At 34.7% G+C, this 20435-nt stretch carries 15 protein-coding genes; 7 read left to right on the top strand and 8 right to left on the bottom strand.

All coding sequences use genetic code 11. The features are described 5' to 3' along the window. Positions 1–50: 50 nt before the first annotated feature. The 4 genes from GM921_RS14055 to GM921_RS14040 all read right to left on the bottom strand — a co-directional run bounded on the left by GM921_RS14055 (position 51) and on the right by GM921_RS14040 (position 5560). Entirely contained in the window at positions 51–1232 is a 1182-nt protein-coding gene (locus GM921_RS14055) for a M20 metallopeptidase family protein (RefSeq protein WP_182923264.1), read from the bottom strand. A 20-nt stretch (positions 1233–1252) separates the two neighbouring features. Beyond that, positions 1253–1693 carry an SPOR domain-containing protein gene (locus GM921_RS14050; RefSeq protein ID WP_182923263.1) on the bottom strand — a complete coding sequence of 147 codons (441 nt, stop codon included), beginning with the start codon at positions 1691–1693 and terminating at the stop codon, positions 1253–1255. Positions 1694–1797: 104 nt separating this feature from the next. Next, positions 1798–5106, bottom strand: a complete 3309-nt coding sequence (gene secA / locus GM921_RS14045; RefSeq protein ID WP_182923262.1) for a preprotein translocase subunit SecA — start codon at positions 5104–5106, stop codon at positions 1798–1800. 151 nt (positions 5107–5257) lie between these two features. Beyond that, a complete protein-coding gene (locus GM921_RS14040; protein WP_182923261.1) occupies positions 5258–5560 on the bottom strand; it encodes a hypothetical protein in 303 nt (100 codons plus the stop codon). A 122-nt stretch (positions 5561–5682) separates the two neighbouring features. On the opposite strand from GM921_RS14040, the gene purD reads away from it, so the two are divergent. Continuing rightward, positions 5683–6954, top strand: coding sequence for a phosphoribosylamine--glycine ligase (gene purD / locus GM921_RS14035; RefSeq protein ID WP_182923260.1), 1272 nt, complete (start codon positions 5683–5685; stop codon positions 6952–6954). A 69-nt stretch (positions 6955–7023) separates the two neighbouring features. Here the strand turns inward: purD and GM921_RS14030 are convergent, their stop codons facing one another. Together GM921_RS14030 and GM921_RS14025 are read right to left on the bottom strand one after the other, a co-directional pair. Next, the gene (locus GM921_RS14030; RefSeq protein WP_182923259.1) at positions 7024–8190 is read right to left on the bottom strand and encodes a TlpA disulfide reductase family protein; all 1167 of its coding nucleotides are present in this window, start codon (positions 8188–8190) and stop codon (positions 7024–7026) included. Between the two features lie 76 nt (positions 8191–8266). Then, positions 8267–9448: a formimidoylglutamase gene (locus tag GM921_RS14025; protein WP_182923941.1), complete on the bottom strand. Its 1182-nt coding sequence runs from the start codon at positions 9446–9448 to the stop codon at positions 8267–8269. Positions 9449–9524: 76 nt separating this feature from the next. Here GM921_RS14025 and GM921_RS14020 point away from each other — a divergent pair, with 76 nt between their 5' ends. The 5 genes from GM921_RS14020 to GM921_RS14000 all read left to right on the top strand — a co-directional run bounded on the left by GM921_RS14020 (position 9525) and on the right by GM921_RS14000 (position 14737). Next, the gene (locus GM921_RS14020; protein ID WP_182923258.1) at positions 9525–10487 is read left to right on the top strand and encodes an NAD-dependent epimerase/dehydratase family protein; all 963 of its coding nucleotides are present in this window, start codon (positions 9525–9527) and stop codon (positions 10485–10487) included. Positions 10488–10493: 6 nt separating this feature from the next. Then, positions 10494–11792, top strand: a complete 1299-nt coding sequence (locus GM921_RS14015; RefSeq protein ID WP_182923257.1) for an HAD-IB family phosphatase — start codon at positions 10494–10496, stop codon at positions 11790–11792. 52 nt (positions 11793–11844) lie between these two features. Further along, positions 11845–12468: a transposase gene (locus tag GM921_RS14010; RefSeq protein ID WP_182923256.1), complete on the top strand. Its 624-nt coding sequence runs from the start codon at positions 11845–11847 to the stop codon at positions 12466–12468. 181 nt (positions 12469–12649) lie between these two features. After that, positions 12650–13609, top strand: a complete 960-nt coding sequence (locus GM921_RS14005; protein WP_182923255.1) for a tryptophan 2,3-dioxygenase family protein — start codon at positions 12650–12652, stop codon at positions 13607–13609. 63 nt (positions 13610–13672) lie between these two features. Beyond that, positions 13673–14737, top strand: a complete 1065-nt coding sequence (locus tag GM921_RS14000; protein ID WP_182923254.1) for a branched-chain amino acid aminotransferase — start codon at positions 13673–13675, stop codon at positions 14735–14737. 56 nt (positions 14738–14793) lie between these two features. Here the strand turns inward: GM921_RS14000 and GM921_RS13995 are convergent, their stop codons facing one another. Together GM921_RS13995 and GM921_RS13990 are read right to left on the bottom strand one after the other, a co-directional pair. After that, positions 14794–16596, bottom strand: a complete 1803-nt coding sequence (locus tag GM921_RS13995; protein ID WP_182923253.1) for a hypothetical protein — start codon at positions 16594–16596, stop codon at positions 14794–14796. Between the two features lie 285 nt (positions 16597–16881). Further along, positions 16882–18669 (bottom strand): AsmA family protein, encoded by a 1788-nt coding sequence (locus GM921_RS13990; RefSeq protein ID WP_235969841.1) that lies wholly within the window; start codon positions 18667–18669, stop codon positions 16882–16884. A 111-nt stretch (positions 18670–18780) separates the two neighbouring features. Here GM921_RS13990 and GM921_RS13985 point away from each other — a divergent pair, with 111 nt between their 5' ends. Then, entirely contained in the window at positions 18781–20358 is a 1578-nt protein-coding gene (locus tag GM921_RS13985) for a MiaB/RimO family radical SAM methylthiotransferase (RefSeq protein ID WP_182923939.1), read from the top strand. The last annotated feature ends 77 nt before the right edge of the window (positions 20359–20435 follow it).

Raw genomic sequence — 20435 nt, 5'->3', positions numbered from 1 at the left:
AAAATCTTGCCCCTTTTAAAATAGCTATTTAAAATCGGGAAGGTTCTTAATTAATTTCCGAGCTGTTTTAGAGCGATATAAGCCATCAACCCTGTTGAAGTTTTTAAAGCATCTTCATCAATATCGAAGTTTGGTGTATGAACCGAATAGGTTGTTCCTTTTTCGGCATTTCCAGTTCCTAAACGATAAAAACAAGCATCTGTAACTTGCGAATAATACGCAAAATCTTCGGCAGCCATCCAAATATCTAAATCGATCACGTTTTCTTTTCCTAAATAATCTTCAGCAAAAGTACGGGCATTTGCAGTTAATTTTTCTTCGTTAATTAAAAATGGATACCCACGCATAATTGTAAAATCGCAACTTCCACCCATGCTTTCTGCAATGCCTTCCGCCATTTTCTTCATCAGCTTATGCGCTTCATTTCTCCAATCTTCATTTAGTGTTCTAAAAGTTCCTTCTAGTTTTACCTCATTAGGAATAATATTCGTTGCACCATTTGCATTCACTTTACCAAAAGAAAGTACCGAAGGTAAACGAGGATCTGCATTGCGACTAACAATTTGCTGTAATGCGACGATGATATGGGCTGTAATTAAAATTGGGTCTATATTTTGATGTGGTTGTGCACCATGACCACCCTTTCCATGAACAGTTACGTATAATTCATCAGTTGATGCCATATAAATACCTGAACGAAAACCTACTTTACCGGTTTCGATTAACGGCATTACATGTTGCCCGACGATGGCTTGCGGCTTTGGATTTTCGAGCACTCCTTCTTTAATCATAATGCTCGCACCACCTGGTAAAACTTCTTCTGCTGGCTGAAAAACTAGTTTAATCGTACCTGCAAATTCGTCTTTTAATTGATTTAAAATGTAAGCAGTTCCTAAAAGTGATGAACTATGCACATCATGTCCACACGCATGCATTACCCCCTGGTTTTTAGAACGATATGGTTTATCATTCGCTTCATGAATAGGTAATGCATCCATATCGGCACGCAAGGCGATGATATTTTCTGATGGGATTTTGCCTTTAATTAACCCTACAATACCCGTATTTGCCATATCTGTAAATTCAATTCCCCATTTCGTTAGCTTATCTTTGATAAACAGTGAAGTTTGAAATTCTTTAAAAGAAAGTTCTGGATTAGCATGAATATGATGGCGATAACCAACAACATCGTTATATATTTTAGCGGATAATTCTTGTATCTTCTGTTTCATAAATCTATTTGTTAGGAGCTCTATTTATTTACCTCATCTAAATCTGGCGCATTTATCTTTTCTCTGAAAATAAACAGCGTCGGGAAATTTGCTTTCAGTTCGTTTAATAAACGTTGCGCATCCAATCGGGTTCTGAAATCGCCTACGCGTAAATAATAGTTGGGTTCTTTGTAGCTAATATATGTTCGTAATCTAGGGTAAATTGCTTTAAATCTACTTTGTTCGTTAAAAGCTTCTCGTCTATCAGAGCCATAAAAAACTTGCACTCTATAACCCATATCAGAAACTATTGCAGTACTGGTTGGATTGGTAGTTGTCGGTTTTTTCTTATTTAATTCAATCCGCTTTGCGATTAAACTATCTATTAATGGATCTTTAACAACCGTAACTTCACCTTTGGTTTGAGCAAAAGAAAATTGGATGCACAGTAGAAAAATAATAGATAGATAAATTTTCATCATAGTTACTAAGATAGATTGCAGTCGTTTTACTCCCAATGACGAGGGATTTAAAAAAGAATGCCGAACTTTTTACAAAATTCGGCATTCTTATCTGGTATTACAAATTATCCGTTTGCACCGTGACAATTTTTGAACTTTTTGCCACTACCACAAGGACAAGGTTCATTTCTACCAACCGTAGCTTCTTTGCGAATTGGTTGTGGTGGTGCCATTTCTCTGGTATCTTCCATACCCATTGCGCTGCTACTTGGTTCACCAAATTCTGGTCTTGACATTTGTAGTTTGCTTTTTTCTTTTCTTGGCGCTTTAACTTCTCTAACGTCATCTGCATCTTGCTGAACTGGAATACCACCTTTATATAAGAAACTTACCACTTCTTTATTTACCACATTTAACATGCTTTTAAATAAATTGAAAGCTTCCATTTTATAGATAATTAATGGGTCTTTTTGTTCGTAAACAGCATTTTGTACAGATTGTTTTAACTCATCCATTTCACGTAAATGCTCTTTCCAACTATCATCAATTAAAGCAAGAATAATTGTTTGTTCGAAAGCTTTCGTTACTTCACGACCATTGTTTGCAATTGCTTTTTTCAAATCAACTGGCACTTGAATATGGCGAATACCATCTGTAAACGGCACAACAATTTGCTCAATTTGTTCTCCTCGCTCTGCGAAAACCTGTTTTAAAACCTGCATTGATTGATTAATAATGCCTTCAGATTTACGAGCATAGAAAGTTGTTACTTCTTCGAATAAAGTATCTGTTAAAACATGAATATTTTTCGAGCTAAAATCGTTTTCTGAAATTGCAGTATCTGCTGAGAAGTTTTTAATTACTTCTAATCTAAAGCCTTCGTAATTACCTTCTTCTTTATATTCGGTTACAATATCTTCAGCAACATCAAACACCATATTGTTCATATCTACATCTAAACGATCGCCAAATAAAGCATTGCGACGTTTAGCATAAATAACCGTACGTTGTGAGTTCATTACATCATCGTATTCTAACAAACGTTTACGAACGCCAAAGTTATTTTCTTCAACTTTTTTCTGAGCTCGCTCGATAGAATTGGTGATCATAGAATGTTGAATTACTTCTCCATCTTCAATTCCCATTTTTACCATGATGTTAGAAATACGCTCTGAACCAAATAAACGCATTAAATTATCTTCTAACGATACAAAGAATTGTGAAGTTCCTGGATCTCCTTGACGACCGGCACGACCACGTAACTGTCTATCTACACGACGAGATTCATGACGTTCTGTACCAACAATTGCTAAACCTCCAGCTTCTTTAACGCCTGCACCTAATTTAATATCCGTACCACGACCAGCCATATTCGTTGCAATTGTTACTGTTCCTGCTTGACCAGCTTCTGCAACAATATCCGCTTCTTTTTGGTGCATTTTCGCATTTAACACATTGTGTTTAATTCCACGAAGTTTAAGCATACGACTTAATAATTCAGAAATCTCAACCGATGTTGTACCTACCAACACTGGGCGGCCAGCTTCAGTTAATTTTACGATTTCTTCTGCAACTGCATTGTATTTTTCGCGAATAGTACGGTATACATAATCTTGCTCATCTTTACGAGCCATTACACGATTGGTTGGAATTTCTACCACATCCAATTTGTAAATAGACCAAAACTCACCAGCTTCTGTAGTTGCTGTACCCGTCATACCGCACAACTTGTGATACATACGGAAGAAGTTTTGCAAAGTAACCGTTGCATAAGTTTGAGATGCATCTTCTACTTTTACATTCTCTTTAGCCTCAATTGCTTGGTGCAAACCATCAGAGTAACGACGGCCATCCATAATACGACCAGTCTGCTCATCAACAATTTTAATTTTACCTTCATCTATGATATATTCTACATCGATTTCAAATAAGGTATAGGCTTTTAACAATTGATTTACCGAGTGAATACGTTCTGCTTTTACAGAATAATCACGCATTAAACTATCTTTTTTAGCAATTTTTTCTTCGCTAGATAAACTCGACTTCTCGATTTCGGCAATTTCTGTACCTACATCTGGCAATACAAAGAAATGAGCATCTTCACCCTGTTGGGTAATTAATTCAATCCCTTTTTCCGTTAATTCTACCTGATTATTTTTTTCATCGATATAAAAGAACAACTCCGAATCTACCTTAGGCATATTCTTAGACTGATCTGCCATATAATGATTTTCAGTTTTCAGCAAAGTTTGTCTAACACTACCTTCACTTAAAAACTTAATTAAGGCTTTACTTTTTGGCAAACCACGATGAGCACGTAATAATGCTAAACCACCTTCACCTTCTTCAGTTCCAGTTTTACCATCGTTAATTAATTTTTTCGCTTCGTTTAATGCCGATGAAACATACGTTTTTTGAGCGTTTACTAAACGTTCGATACGTGGTTTTAACTCATGAAATTCATGTTGATCTCCGAAAGGAACTGGTCCAGAAATAATTAGTGGTGTACGAGCATCATCAATTAATACTGAATCGACCTCATCTACCATTGCAAAATGCAATTTGCGTTGCACCAATTGATCTGGCGTTTGCGACATGTTGTCACGCAAATAATCGAAACCAAATTCGTTATTTGTTCCGTAAGTAATATCTGCTAAGTAAGCGTTTCTACGTTCTTGTGAGTTCGGTTCGTGTTTATCAATACAATCTACACTTATACCATGAAACTCGAATAACGGGCCATTCCACTCACTATCACGACGAGCTAAATAATCATTCACGGTTACAATGTGAACCCCTTGTCCAGCTAATGCATTTAAATAAGCCGGCAATGTACTTACTAAGGTTTTACCCTCACCAGTTGCCATCTCGGCGATTTTACCGCTATTTAAAACCATACCACCGATCAACTGTACATCATAGTGAACCATGTTCCAAACTACTTCTGTACCTGATGCATCCCATTTGTTAGCCCAAAATGCTTTATCGCCAACAATTTTTACATTGCTTTTGCGAGCTGCATAATCTCTATCAAATTGTGTAGCGGTAACTTCTAATTGTTCGTTTTCGCTTAAACGACGAGAAGTATCTTTTACAACTGCAAAAGCAGCTGGTAAAATTTGCAATAGCACTTTTTCTAATTCTACATCGCGTTCTTTAATAAGCGCATCAACCTCATCGTATAAAGCGGTTTTTTCATGTAACGCTAAATCTTGTGCTTCTGCTTTAAGTTTGGTATCTGCAATTTTCGCATCAATATCGGCTAATGCCGTAGCAATAGTTGCTTTAAACTCAATTGTTTTATGGCGTAATTCGTCGTTGCTTAATGACGAAAGTTTTGCGTACTCTTCGTTAATTTGTGTTACTAAAGGCTGTAATGCTTTAATATCTCTTTCTGATTTGCTTCCAAATATTTTGGCTAAAAATCCTAACATGTTTTATGATTGTGTTTTATAATATACTTAAAATGTTCAATTTGCAACAACCAAGCCATTGCTTACAAGTAAGTCAACTTGGCAGTTAAGGAATAAAATTCCGTTCCCTAATCTGATTAGACTGGGATTTATGTACTAAAGAGGGAAATAATTAGGGGCTATTGTTTTTTGGCTTTTTCCGTATTGTTAAATCGGCAACAATGTGATTATACGTAACGTGTTTTGCAACTTTAATTTCTGGCAATAAACCAATTAAAGTTAATTCACTGTAAGATAATAAGAATGGATTTCTCTGGTCATTTAGCTGATTTACATCTGTATTAACAACTTGAGAATCGTTTTGAGTTTTATTACAATACCGCTCTGTTAATAGTTTTAACCTCCCTACATCTTCCGCTTTTGCGAGATGAGTAAGGCTAAAAAATACAAGTGATATGGCAACAACGTGTTTCATTCGTGCGGCAAATCTAATTTTAATCTTTTACATACAGAAATCTAATTAGTTAATTACAAGTATTTAGGAATTAGCTGATTTATTTACCGCTCTTTTTAACTGAAAGCAATATCTTTGCTTCCATGAATATTTTATTGTTAGGATCTGGCGGAAGAGAATGTGCTTTTGCTTGGAAAATGAGCCAATCTACTCAATGCTCAAACTTATTTATCGCTCCAGGTAATGCTGGTACTGGCGCTTATGGCAAAAATGTAAATATAAATCCGAATGATTTTGAAGCGGTAAAAACTTTTGCGTTAAAAGAAAATATTAATCTTTTGGTTGTTGGCCCAGAAGAACCTTTGGTAAATGGTATTCATGATTTTTTTGCTAACGATGAAGAATTAGCTCATATCCCCGTTATCGGGCCAAAAAAAGAAGGTGCAATTTTAGAAGGAAGTAAAGATTTCTCTAAGCAATTTATGGAGCGTCATGGCATTCCAACTGCTAAATCTAAATCTTTTACCAACGAAAACTTAGCAGATGGATTAGCTTATTTACAAAACCATGCCACACCAATTGTGCTAAAAGCTGATGGTTTAGCAGCTGGGAAAGGGGTTTTAATTTTAGATAACGTTGCAGAAGCACAAGAAGAATTAAAATTAATGTTGGGCGGAAAATTCGGCAATGCCGGAAGTACCGTTGTAATTGAAGAATTTTTAACAGGAATTGAACTTTCGGTTTTTGTATTGAGTGATGGAAAAAACTATGTGATTTTACCAGAAGCGAAAGACTACAAAAGGATTGGGCAAGGTGATACAGGTTTAAATACTGGTGGAATGGGTTCGGTTTCTCCGGTTCCTTTTGCTAATGAAGCATTTATGGCTCAAGTTAAACAAGAAATTATTCAGCCAACTATTGATGGTTTATTAAAAGATAATATTGATTATACAGGTTTTATTTTCTTCGGATTGATTAAAGTTGGCGATGAACCCTATGTAATTGAATACAATTGTCGTATGGGCGATCCAGAAACAGAAAGCGTTATTCCTCGTATAGAAAGCGATTTAGTTGAATTATTCATCGCATGTGCGGATAAAAAATTAGCCAATTACCAATTAAAAATTAGTGAGAAAAGTGCAGCAACTATTATGCTAGTTGCAGGTGGTTATCCTGGCGAATATGAAAAAGGAAAAGCAATTTCTGGAATTGAAAACTTACGTGATTCTTTAGCTTTCCATGCAGGAACTAATTTAGAAGGTGGTATTGTTAAAACAAATGGTGGTAGGGTTATTGCTATTACCAGTTTGCAAGATGATCAGTTTAATGCTTTACAACGAGCAACTGCAGATGCTGGTCGTATTTATTTTGATGGTAAATATTTTAGAGAAGATATTGGTTTCGATCTGATGTAATACTTTAAAAACAAGACATAAAAAAGCCTCGATAATGACTATCGAGGCTTTTTTATTATAATTTGAAAATTATTTAGCTAGTGTTTTTCCTTCTTTCTTACCAAGAATTTCAGCTAGTTTAGTTTGCAACTCTTCTCCTCTAATATTGCGAGCTACAATTTTTCCATTAGGATCTACTAAAAAGTTGAATGGAATAGCTTGTACACCAAAACTTTTTGAAACGTCATTATCCCAGCCTTTTAAATCAGTTACATGTGTCCAAGTTAAACCATCATCTTTAACTGCTTTTAACCAAGCTTCTTTTGTGGTACGTGTATTTCCACCATCTAAAGAAACACCTAAAACGGTAAATCCATCATGTCTAAATTTGTTATAAGCAGCTACCACATTTGGATTTTCTCCTCTACACGGACCACACCATGATGCCCAGAAATCAACTAATACATAACTTCCTTTAAAGTCAGAAAGGCGAACTGGTAAGCCATGTCTGTCATTTTGAGTGAAATTAACAGCAGTTATTCCAATTTGAGTTTTCTTAGCTCCATTTATAGAATTTTGAATATCCTTACCATATTGAGTAGCTCTTATTGCCGCAGAATATTTTAAAAATTCTGGCTCAACAACTTTTGGATCAATATCATATCCCATCGAACTTCTAAAAGCAACTAAACCTATATATGAATCCAGGTTTTCTGATGCAAATTTCTTCGTCAATGGATCTCTTTCCTTATTAGCCGCATTATATTTAGTCATAAAGGGCTTCATAAATACAGTATCTTTCTTCTGTTCAACACTATATGTGTTGTATTCTTTCATTAAAACAGCAACTTCGGCATCCATCGTTTTAAATAAAGATTTAAACCTAGCATTGTCGTCATTAATTTTTGATCCTGTTATTTTAGCATATTTAACAGAATCTGTCGCATCAACATTAATTGTTGCTTTTTCTAAATAAAGAGAAATTACATCAGATGGAACACGTTTTTTAGGATCAACTGGAGTTGCATCATGTTTAACTCGAATAGATGCCATAACTGGAGATTCTAACGTTCCTTTAAATTCAAATGCTCCATTTACCAAGGTTGCAGAATCTGTAATACTGTTTGAACCAACACGATACACTAAAAATGCTTTAGCGGGTTCATTTAAATTACCAACTTTACCTTTTACAGTAAAATCTTGTGCCATTAAGCCCACCGGTAATAGGCAAAGAGCAGATAAAATTATTTTTTTCATTATCAATAGGGTTTTTAGGTGGTGATTTACCAAAAATAGTAATCCTAAAATTTTTTAGCGAAATTCTATTGTAAAATTATCCTAGCTTTTGGTAAGTTCTCCACCATAAATCTGGCATTTCGCCATTAACGGCAGTATTATAATCTTCATAACGGCATGGCACAAGGTGATACCTTTCGTTTTTAGAAATTCCAGTAGGATATGGAACTTGCATCCACCAACGATCTGAACGTTTGCTTTTAACGAAATTCATTTCGCCAGAACCATCTTTTAAACTTGTTCGGTAAATAATGTATTGAGACTTTGGTGTTAACGGAAAATCTTGTTTTCGATTATAAAATCCATCTATAAAATACCACACCATTTGAGCAAGTAACATTGCCGTTTGTCCGTTACGATCATATGCTGGATTAAATTCATAAAAACCAATCGAAGTCAGTTTATCATTCATCCCCGCATAACGGGTAATTCTGCAAATATCTTCGCCATAAAAACCATTCGGACCAGCATTTATGTTTGCACCGGCATCGGCAGAACGAACAGCTCCAATATCAAAACTCATCATATTCGCATTACGGATAATCGGCTCTGTTAATGAAATATCAGGCATAAATTCACCTAACCGATGTACATCAAAATACAGCTTATCCATTACTTTTAGGCTATCCTGATTTACATAATAGGTTTGATAACCCACATTACTAAAGTTGAATAAATAATTAGGTTGATGTAAAAATATTTTACTCAAATATGAATTAGAATCAGTTGCAATTCCATCATTACTGTCTTCATCTAAATCAAATTTAGAATCAATAACTACCAAATCTACCTTTTGCTCTAAGCTTTCATACGCCATATATTGAGCATAGGTAATATCCTGACCACCACCAATAATTACAGGTAAAATATTCAATTTTATCAGCTCAGCTACCACAGTTTTTACTGCGAAATACGTATCAGATATTTCTTTACCCGCAATAATATTTCCTAAATCGATTATTTTACTCGTAAAAGCACCTTCGTTTAGGGTATAAAACTGAGCTCTAAAATGATCCGCACCTAAAGCACAACCGTTATTATTTACAGCTCCTCTATCATCTTTTACTCCAAAAATGGCAATATCATACGCTTTATCTTCCAAATCAGGAAAACGATCGGTATAAAAATTAGCCTTTAATCCCAGCTGACTGGTTAAAAATCCCTGCTTAGGACTAAACTTATCGGGGTTAATGGGCGAAAAAAAATCTGATAAAGACATAAAAGCGGTATAAATGTTTGGCATCAAATATCTATTTTTGAGCGCATATATTAATAAGCTATCTAAAAAAAATACAATGATACTGGTAACCGGCGCTACAGGGTTTTTAGGAGCAGAATTAATTACACAGTTAACAGCTCAAAATTTAAAGGTTCGAGCTTTAAAAAGAACGACTTCTAGTATTCCAGATTTACTGAGAGAAAATAAATTAGTGGAGTGGTTTGTTGCCGATATTAATGAGCCAGAAAGTTTGGAAGATGCTTTTGAAAACATTACACAAGTTTATCATTGTGCAGCCTTTATTTCTTTCGACCCAAAAGATAAGGCTAAATTATTGAAAATCAATATCGAAGGAACTTCCAATATCGTAAATCTTTGCGCTGAGCATCAAGCTCGATTAGTGCATGTAAGCTCTATTGCTGCTTTAGGAAATGCAAAAAAAGGAGAGCAAATTACCGAGAAAGATTTTTGGGAATACGATTCTAAAGTTCATGCCTACGCTATTTCTAAATACGAAGGCGAAATGGAAGTGTGGCGTGGCATAGCCGAAGGTTTAAATGCGGTAATTGTAAATCCAGCAGTAATTATTGGTAAAAATGCTGGCTTTGAAGGTAGTGGAGCAATTTTTAAGCTCGTAAAAGATGGTTTGAAGTTTTACACAGATGGCGCAACAGGAATTGTTGATGTGGAAGATGTTGCAAAAGCAATGATCCTTTTAATGAATAGCGAAGTTTTCGCTGAACGATATACGCTATCCGCAGATAATTTAAATTACAAAGATTTTTTTGCCGAAATTGCCACAGGATTTGGAATAAAACCTCCAAAAACAGAAGCAAAACCTTGGATGTTGGGTATTGCTTGGAGAGCAGCAAAACTGGCTTCATTATTTACTCAAAAAGCACCAGCTTTAACTCAAGATGCAGCTAGAAGTAGTTTTAACTTAAGTTATTATAGCAATGCAAAAGTTAAAAACGCAATTAATATTAATTTTAAACCTTTAAAAGAGAGCATTCTGGAAGTTTGCCAAGCTTTGAAATAATTTTAGATGAAACAGCAGAATTTTTACATTATTGATTTTGACAGCACTTTTACACAAGTAGAAGCATTAGATGAGCTGGCCCGTATTTCGTTAAACAAACATCCTGATAAGGAAGCGATTTTTAAGAAAATTGAAGATTATACCAATTTAGCTATGGAAGGAAAACTTTCTTTTTCTGAAAGTTTAGCAAAACGTGTGCAATTATTAGAAGCAAACGAAGATCATTTAAAGCAATTAATTACGCGTTTAAAAAAGAAAGTTTCTGCTTCATTTTCTCGTAATGCTGCGTTTTTCAAAAAACATGCGGATGAAGTTTTAATTGTTTCTGGCGGATTTAAAGAATTTATTACACCTGTTGTAAGTCAGTATCACATTAAAAAAGAAAATATTTATGCCAACACTTTTGTAACCACAGGTGATGGGAAAATTATAGATTACGATCATGCAAATCCATTAAGCGAAGAAGGTGGGAAAGTAAAATTGATGCGCCAAATGGACTTAAAAGGCGATCTATATGGCATTGGTGATGGCTATTCAGATTTTCAGCTTCGCGAAAGTGGATTAATTAAGAAGTTTTTCGCCTTTACAGAAAATATTGCTCGCGAAAGTATTGTTTCAAAAGCCGACCATGTTACGCCAAGCTTTGATGAGTTTTTGTATGTAAATAATTTGCCAAGAGCGATTTCTTATCCTAAAAACAGAATTCTGTGTTTGGTAATTGGTGATGTTTCTGCTGAGAGCATCGCATTGCTTAAAAAAGACGGTTTCTCGATCCGACATAAAACTTCTTTTGAAGAAAAATATGTTGCCGATGTAGGAATGATTTTATTAGCCGATGGCGAAAAAATAGAAAATGAAAAACTAGAGCGTGCTGTTAAACTAAAAACGATTGGTTATTTAGGAAGCGCTAAGAATAAATTCTCTTTTCAAACCTGTACAGATATGGGAATTGTAGTTTTTGATGATCCAAAAAGCAATCCACGAAGTGCTTCTTTTATCCCAAAACGCGTAATAGATTTTATGAATAAGGGAACAACTTACATGAGCACTAATTTCCCGAATTTGCAATTGCCAGCTATTGATAAATCGCATCGTTTAATTCATATTCACAAAAATGTTCCTGGAATTATGGCGCAGATTAATACTATTTTTGCTAAGCATAACATCAACATTGTTGGGCAATTTTTAATGACAAACCAAACATTAGGTTATGCCATAACTGATATCAATGCAGAATACGATAAGCAATTATTCAAATCTTTAAAAAAGATCGAGAATACCATTAAGTTTAGAGTGTTGTATTAAATATGCTTACTTTGTCAATCTTCCATAGATTGACAAAGTTTAAAAAGCAAACATGGCCAAAGAAGAACATTATTACACCAAGTTTGAAGAAGGAAAATTTTATCATATTTACAATCGTACAATTGATAAAAAAACCATGTTTGCTAATGATGGAAATAATGAATTTTTTCTACAAAAACTACGAGTTTATCTTTTAGGCGTTGCCGATGTTTACGCTTACTGTTTACTAGATAATCATTTCCATATTTTAATTCGGATTAATGAAAATATGAGCAATTATAGATTGGTGAATCAAATTGAAGATACCATTGACACTCATATAATTATAAGTAAGCAGTTTCGAGTATTTTTTCAGAGTTATGCCTTAGCTTTTAATAAACAGCAAAATAGATTTGGTACACTTTTTCAAACTCCTTTTAAAAGAGCATTAGTGAATGATGATGACTACTTCACGCATTTAATTTATTATATCCACTCCAATCCTCAAAAACATAATCTTATTGGTGATTTTAGAAATTGGAAATGGAGCTCATACAAAGGAATAATTAGCATTAAACCTAGCAGGCTAATGAAAGATGAAGTAATTAAGTGGTTTGGAGGTGAACAAGAATATTTAAACTTTCATCATAGCGGAAAATATTTATTAAATGATAATTTCATAATTGACGATTTTTAATTAGAACTTTGTCAATCTGCAAAAGATTGACAAAGTAACAAACATACTCATGGGTTTTAAAACTTGGAAATGGGCTTCATTTATTAGCCTAATTATATCTAGACCAAGCTAATTGATTAGTAATTCTATCGGTACATTTATTTTTGCCGCCTATTTTATTATTACTAATTTTAATTAAACCATGGATTTTACACCAGAAATAAAAGACAAAATAAACAAGCTTCAAGAAAAATACGAAGCGATGGGGCAAGATATGGCCTCCTATCTTGATGGATTATTGTACGCAGATTTTTTAACCTATTGGGATTATATTCACCTAGATACATTACTAAGTTTACAAAGCCCAAAAACACCTTTCCCTGATGAGGAAATTTTTATCATGTACCATCAGATTACAGAGTTGTACTTTAAACTTTGTTTACACGAATGCACACAAATTTCAACCCATCAAGAATTAACTGCTAAATTTTTTACGGAGCGTGTAAAACGGATTAACGCTTATTTTAATGCCTTAACCACATCTTTTGAGGTGATGGTAAATGGCATGGAAAAAAAGCAGTTCTTAAAATTCCGTATGTCATTGCTACCTGCTAGCGGTTTTCAATCTGGCCAATATAGAATGATTGAAATTAGTGCTACAGATTTTACCCAACTGGTAGATAAAAGTCAGCGTGAGGCATTAAAAAACTCCACTATCGAACAAAAATTCGAATACATTTATTGGAAGTTCGGAGCTACCGAATTAGCTACTGGCAAGCAAACTTTAACGTTAAAACAGTTCATTAAAAAATATGCAGATCAGTTTTTAGCACTAGCAAAAGAACGTGAGCGTAGCAATTTCTCCGCTTTATATCATCAACTAAACGAAAAAGGCGAAGATGTAAATGAGTTGGGAGAAGAATTGCGGAAATTAGACTTGTATGTGAATGTAGAATGGCCATTATCGCATTATAAATCCGCTGTGCGTTATTTAGAAAAAGACCCTGTTGATATTGCTGCGACTGGCGGAACAAACTGGCAAAAATATTTGCCTCCGCGTTTTCAAAAACGAATTTTCTATCCGTTTTTATGGACTGAAGAACAAATGCAAGAATGGGGTAAAGGATGGGTGCTTAGTGTATTGCAAACACTTCGGAAATAAGATTAATTTGGGTTTAGACCCATTTTTTTCTTAATTTTGCAGCTTAATTTAATACTTAAGGCAGTGATAGATACTTTACAAATTAAGGTTACCGAAACCAGCAATCCGAGATTGGCTGAAACAGAATTTAAAGACATTCCATTCGGAAAAATTTTTACCGACCATATGTTTATGGCTGATTTTGAAGATGGCGAATGGAAGAATTTGCAGATTTTACCCTATGGACCAATTCCAATGAGCCCTGCAATTTCTGCTTTACATTACGGACAAGCGATTTTTGAAGGAATGAAAGCATACCGTTTGCCAAATGGCGATATCAGTGTGTTTAGAGCGAACAAAAACTTTGAGCGTTTTAATATTTCTGCAGATCGCATTGCGATGCCTACTATTCCAGAAGAGATTTTTATGCAAGCCATTTCTGCTTTAATCAATATTGATAAAGGCTGGGTGCCAACACAAGAAAATTATTCGTTGTATTTAAGACCAGTAATGTTTGCTACCGATTCTTCTTTAGGTGTAAGAGCAAGCGATACCTATAAATTCGTTTTATTGGCAACACCAACTGGACCATATTATACTAAAGCGTTAAAAGTTAAAATCGAAACAAAATATACGCGTGCAAATGAAGGTGGAGTTGGTTATGCTAAAACCGCTGGCAATTATGCTCGTTCGTTATATCCATTTGCAGAAGCGCAAAAAGAAGGTTTCGACCAATTAATTTGGACAGATTCTGCTACACATACTTTAGTTGAAGAGTCTGGTGCAGCTAACGTAATGTTCGTTTTAGATGGCAAATTAATTACTGCTGCTGTAAGTGAAACCATTTTAAACGGTGTAACTCGTGATACAATCATCGCCTTAGCAAAAGACAAAGGAATTACAGTTGAAGAAAGAAAAGTTACCGTTGCCGAAATTATTGAAGGTGCTAAAAATGGAAAATTAACTGAAGCATTTGCAGTGGGTACTGCAGCTACGGTTACTCAAATTGGCGAAATTGGTTACGAAGGTGAGCTTTATAAATTAAGCGATGCAAGCACTCGTACTGTTTCTACAAGCCTAGCAAAAGAATTAAATGATATTAGAAACGGTTTAGCTGAAGATAGATTTGGCTGGAACTGGATAGTGTAATTAGTTTACAAGAATATTAAATCCCTTACACATAAAACATGTAAGGGATTTTTAATTTAACGCTGTTCTCGTTCTTTTTTCTCTATTCGTATTTGCCTACGCCTTCTTCGCTCATCCCTATCATCTTTCATCTTTTCAAATTTGGCAACTTGAGCTTTAATTTCGGCTTCTCTTTGTGGCGTAACACCCACACTATATTTAACGCCTTGGTAAAGTGTTTTCCAAATAAAATTGAAGAAAGATCCAGTTGGTCGTCGGTTATAATTTATTGGTGCTGTAGTAAATTTTCCTTCTTTACTAGGGTTATCAGAATAAATAACCAGTGCATTTGCCAAAATGGATAGCAAGCCTTTTCTAACTAATCTTGCCTTTCCTTCTTCCTTTTTTAACAACGCCACCGAAAGGTCATTAAAAGCAAAATCTACTTTCCCCGTAGCCACATCTTGATTTGCCTTGATATCAAAAGCCAAACTTTTAATCATCCCTTTATTTACCTGCACCATGCCCAAAGGTTTCGTAATCTGATTTAATTTTCGTCCATCTAAATTGGTAATTGCACCTTTATACGCAAATTCGCCAGTTGGCGAGTTCAAATCAAATTTAAAATTGATAGCTAATTTTCCTTGCCCCATTACATAACTCACTAAATCCGCTTGCATAATCGGATTTATAGTTTTCACTTTTACCCCATTGGTCACATTCATTATTGTTCCAGAAGTTTTTTCAAAACTTATTCTGCCTCGCTGCTGACTTCTTTTATCAAATTCTGTATAGCTGACATCGATATTGCTCAGTTTTATTTTTTTAATGGTCAATTGCGCTTTTAATTGCTGCAAAAGTTGATGAGGAAATCTTCCTGTTTTAATTTTTTCCAATTTTGGAAACGTGTTGTTATTGAAAACCGCAACTCCGCCATCAGCTATACTCATCTGACTAGCAATTAATTCTCTTTTTTGTATATAAGCAGGTAAATCAATGCCATCAAGGCTGATATTATTAAGTTGAATAGTAAAACGATCACGAGCATAACCTGCAACTTTAGCAAAATCAGCTTCGCTATAACGAGGTATTAATCCGAATTGTTTAATATTTACTTTTCCGCTAGATGCGTTAAAATCTAGTTGATTAACGTTGATGTGATACATGCTATCTGGCGTAGCATAACTATAATTACTCAAATTTATATTCACATCTTTTAGCAAGTATAATCTGGTTGTATCTTGCGCAGAAAGCGAATCAATTAGCCAATCCTTTAAGGTTACATTCAAGTTTGCAACAGAATCTACATCGGGTAAAAGCTCATTATTGTTCACATATTTAAATCGCACATTTTTAAAATCTACGAGCTCAACTCTTAAAGATTTAAACAAGTTTTTAATGTAATCATAAGGCGATTTACGTGGTCTAGGTGGCCGATTATCGTTAAAATCAAAATGTTTGTTCACCATTGTGATATCCGGATTATCGAATAAAAGCAAGCTTATATCTACCTTTTTATTGAAATAGATATCGTATGGATGAAATCTTTTAATAGAAAGTTTTTTTAAACGAATGTAATACAGATTGTTAGGCGCTTTTTTCGCTGCAACAAGCAATTTAAAAACATTCGTATCTGGCATAATATTTACATCGCCAATTGTGGCAGAACCCGTAATAAAATTGGTATGTATTTGTGAAAATTCTATACGGTACAAACCATGAGTTGATTTCTGTACCAGTTCTTTTATTTCTCGCCTAATTAAGGGTTTAAACTTTACACTGATATACCATGATGCACCAACTAAAGCTAAAGAAATGAATAGCACAATGCTTATCATCCATTTTAAAACTTTAAATTTTCGTGGTGCTTTTTCAGCCATATCGGAATTCATTTTGTGTGTTCCAATATAGTAAAATATAGCCATTTAAGAAATGATGTGATCCCGACCCAGACAACGCATTAAAGCTTATCTCCATACTAATAAATTACATGGTGTTAACAAGGTATAAACAGGGTGTTAACAGGGTGCTTACAGGGACATTTACTATATAATCATACTGTTATTACCCTGTAATATTCGAATAAGTTTTAATGTATATAAAACCCATATTTTAAATAGAGCGCATGAGAGATTTTTCGTTTCACGCTGGATAGCAAAACTCAATTAATTCTTTTCTCGTTCCGCTTTTCGTTCTGCTCGTTTTTTAATCCGTTCTGCTTTTTTGCTAGAGATAGGTTCTTTCATCGGTTTTACTGGCACAGCTTCAATCCCAACAGTTTCTCTAATACCTATAAAAACACTTTTCCACATGAGGTTAAAAAACGAAGCTTGCGGCACTCGTACAAAAGTAATATTGCTAGTTCTTAGTGCTTCCCCTTTGGTTGGATTATCATTTTTAATTAAAACGGTATTTGCCAAAAACGATAATAATCCTTTCTTTTCTTTCACCCCATTTTCATCTTCTTTCAGTAAATTAATTTTTAGGTCATTGTAGGCAAATTTAACCGTTCCAGAACTTCCTCTTTCATTGGCAGAGATGTTAAAATCTACACTTTTCACATTGCCATCATCAATAGTTACCAACCCCAACGATTTAGAAAGTGGATTTAATACTTTTAAATTAAATGGGCTTACATGACCAACGTAGCTAAAAGATGCGGCTTTATCTGTTAAATTAAAGTCGATTTTAACATTCAATTTTCCAGTACCCATCACATGAGTAGTTAAATCGGCATAAGCATGATTTTTCTTCACCAACCTCAAGGAATCATTTGTAATATTCAAAATATCTCCACCCAAATTGGTTAAATGTAATGTTCCTCTTTCTTTGGTTTTGGCGCTATATTCTGTGTAATCAATATCAACTTTGTTTATGCTTAAAGTATCAATCAAGGTTTCAATTTGCAATCTTTTTAAGGCATTGTTCGGGTAGTTTCTTCCTTTATCAAAATTTGGCGGAGGTAACTCTCTATTTAAAAATACCGCAACTTTTGCTGGGCCAATTATCAATCGTTTGGCATGTAAATCCCCATCATTATTTAAGGATATAAAATCTACACCGGTTAAATTAATTTCGTTAAAGTTTAAATTATAGCGGTCTTTCTGCACATTGTATTTACGACTAAAAGTTAAATCCGGATACAATGGAATAACCTTTAAACCTCTTACATTAATTGTTTTTTTGCTAAATGAACCACGAATGGTATCCACGCTAACCGTGTACATTTTATCTTTAGTTGTAGTTTTATATCCACTTAATTCGAAGCCAATATTTTTGGAATGAAAAACGCGAGTAGTATCTCTTTGCGAAAGTGAATCCACTAAAATATCTTTTGCACTAACTGCTAAATGTTGTACTCCATGCAATTTTTTCAACCCGCTATAATAATCAAAATCAGCCTCTACAATAGTAATACTCCCTACTCTAATTGATTTAATTGACTTTGATATCTGTTGATAAAGTGTTTGCTCAACCGCACTAGTATCTATTTGTTTAGGCACTTTATGATAAATCATATCAATAGATGGACGGTCCAACACGATGGAGTTTATTTGTATTTTTTTGTCAAAATAAGCAGTTAAAATTCTAACTCTACTCAACTTCAAATGCGCCAATTTAATTCTAAATAAATGTGTAGGTGCTCTTTTTATCGCTTTTAGCTGATTAAACACATTCGTATCTGGTGTTAGAAAAACGCTATCTAGCACCACATTTCCAGTAACTAAGTTTAAATGGATGTCTTTAAAATCTACTTGATATAAATGATTTGAACCAGTATACACTCCCTCCTTAATCTTTTCAGTCAACAAAGGTTTCCATTTGGCACTCAAATAAATAGCTGCTCCCCCAATTAAAAGAATGAACGTTAGCAAAATGCTTCCAACCCACCCGAGTATTCTTTTTGTATTGCGTTTTTTAGTTGGCATAAAATGATTTACGTAATAACTCAAATCTTGGTTGTTTTGTTTGAAATTTGTAAGGAGAGAGAATTTTGATGCTGACAATTTGTCATTTACAAATTAAATTTAGTACTTTTGAAACCCATAAAATTTGAATATTTGATGATTGATTTACAGCTTACGGATAAGAAACATGATGAAGAACGCCAAGGAGAGGCTTTAGTAATTGACGCTCCAAAAAAAGGCGATGGAAGAAAACTGTACATTGAAAGTTATGGTTGCCAAATGAATTTTGCAGATAGCGAAATTGTGGCTTCTATCTTAGCTGATACCGGTTTTGAAACGACTGGAGATTACCACCAGGCCGATGTGATTTTCATCAACACCTGTTCTATTCGCGAAAATGCAGAGCAGCGTGTGCGTAATCGTTTATCGCAATTTGGTGTAGAAAAAAGAAGAAATCCGAAGTTAATTGTAGGTGTTTTGGGTTGTATGGCCGAACGCTTAAAAGCTAAATTTTTAGAAGAAGAAAAGTTAGTTGATGTGGTAGTTGGTCCAGATGCATACCGTGATTTACCAGGTTTAATTAGTCAGGTAGAGGATGGACATAAAGCAGTAAATGTAATTTTATCCCGTGAGGAAACTTATGCAGATGTAAGTCCAGTTCGTTTAAACAGCAACGGAATTACCGCTTTTGTAACCATTATGCGTGGTTGCGATAATATGTGTTCGTTCTGCGTTGTGCCGTTTACAAGAGGTAGAGAAAGAAGCAGAGATCCATTCTCTATCATCAAAGAAGCAAAAGAATTATTTGAAAACGGCTACCGCGAAGTTACTTTATTAGGTCAAAATGTAGATTCATACCATTGGAAGCCCATCCCCAACCCTTCCCGAAAGGAAGGGAGCAGCGAAATGCTTAACCAAACTGAAGTATCAGATAAGCTAGATTTTATGAATACCTTAACTGGTGATGCGTTATTAGAGGCGTTAACGAATAAAACTGATTTACCTGCAACACGTAGAAACGAAAATGAACTAACAGAAGAAGGATCAATGAACTTCGCTCAATTATTGAGTTTGGTTGCAGAAATTAGTCCAGAATTGAGGGTACGTTTTTCTACTTCTCATCCAAAAGATATTACCGATGAGGTTTTATATACCATCGCTAAACACGATAACATTTGCAATTACATTCACTTGCCAGTTCAGTCGGGTAATTCGAGAATTTTAGCATTAATGAACCGCACCTATACTCGCGAATGGTACATGAATAGAATTGATGCTATTCGTCGTATTATTCCGGGTTGCGCCATCTCGGCAGATATTATTGCAGGTTTCTGCACCGAAACGGAAGAAGAACATCAAGATACGTTGAGCATTATGGATTATGCAAGATACAATTTCGCCTACACGTTCTCTTACTCAGAACGCCCTGGAACTTTAGCTGCTCGTAAATACCCAGATGATATTCCTGAAGATGTGAAAGCTCGTCGTTTGGCAGAGATATTTAAAAAACAACAAGAAGATTCATTAGCGTGTTTAGAAGATTTTGTAGGTAAAACGGTTAAAGTTTTAATCGAAGGTTTCTCTAAAAAATCTGACAAAGAATATAGAGGTCGTAATGACGAAAATGCAATGGTAGTTTTCCCAGTTACAGATTCTGTAAAACCTGGTGATTATGCGAACGTTTTTATTGAACGTTGCACATCAGCTACTTTGCTTGGGAGGATAGAAAATTAGTTGCGAGTTACAAGTTGTGGGTTATGAGTTTGGATGCATAAAGTAATACGCCCAGACCTGCAACATACAACATGCAA

The organism is Pedobacter planticolens, from assembly GCF_014172375.1.
Lineage (GTDB): Bacteria > Bacteroidota > Bacteroidia > Sphingobacteriales > Sphingobacteriaceae > Pedobacter > Pedobacter planticolens.
This window is presented reverse-complemented; position numbering and strand designations above follow the sequence as displayed.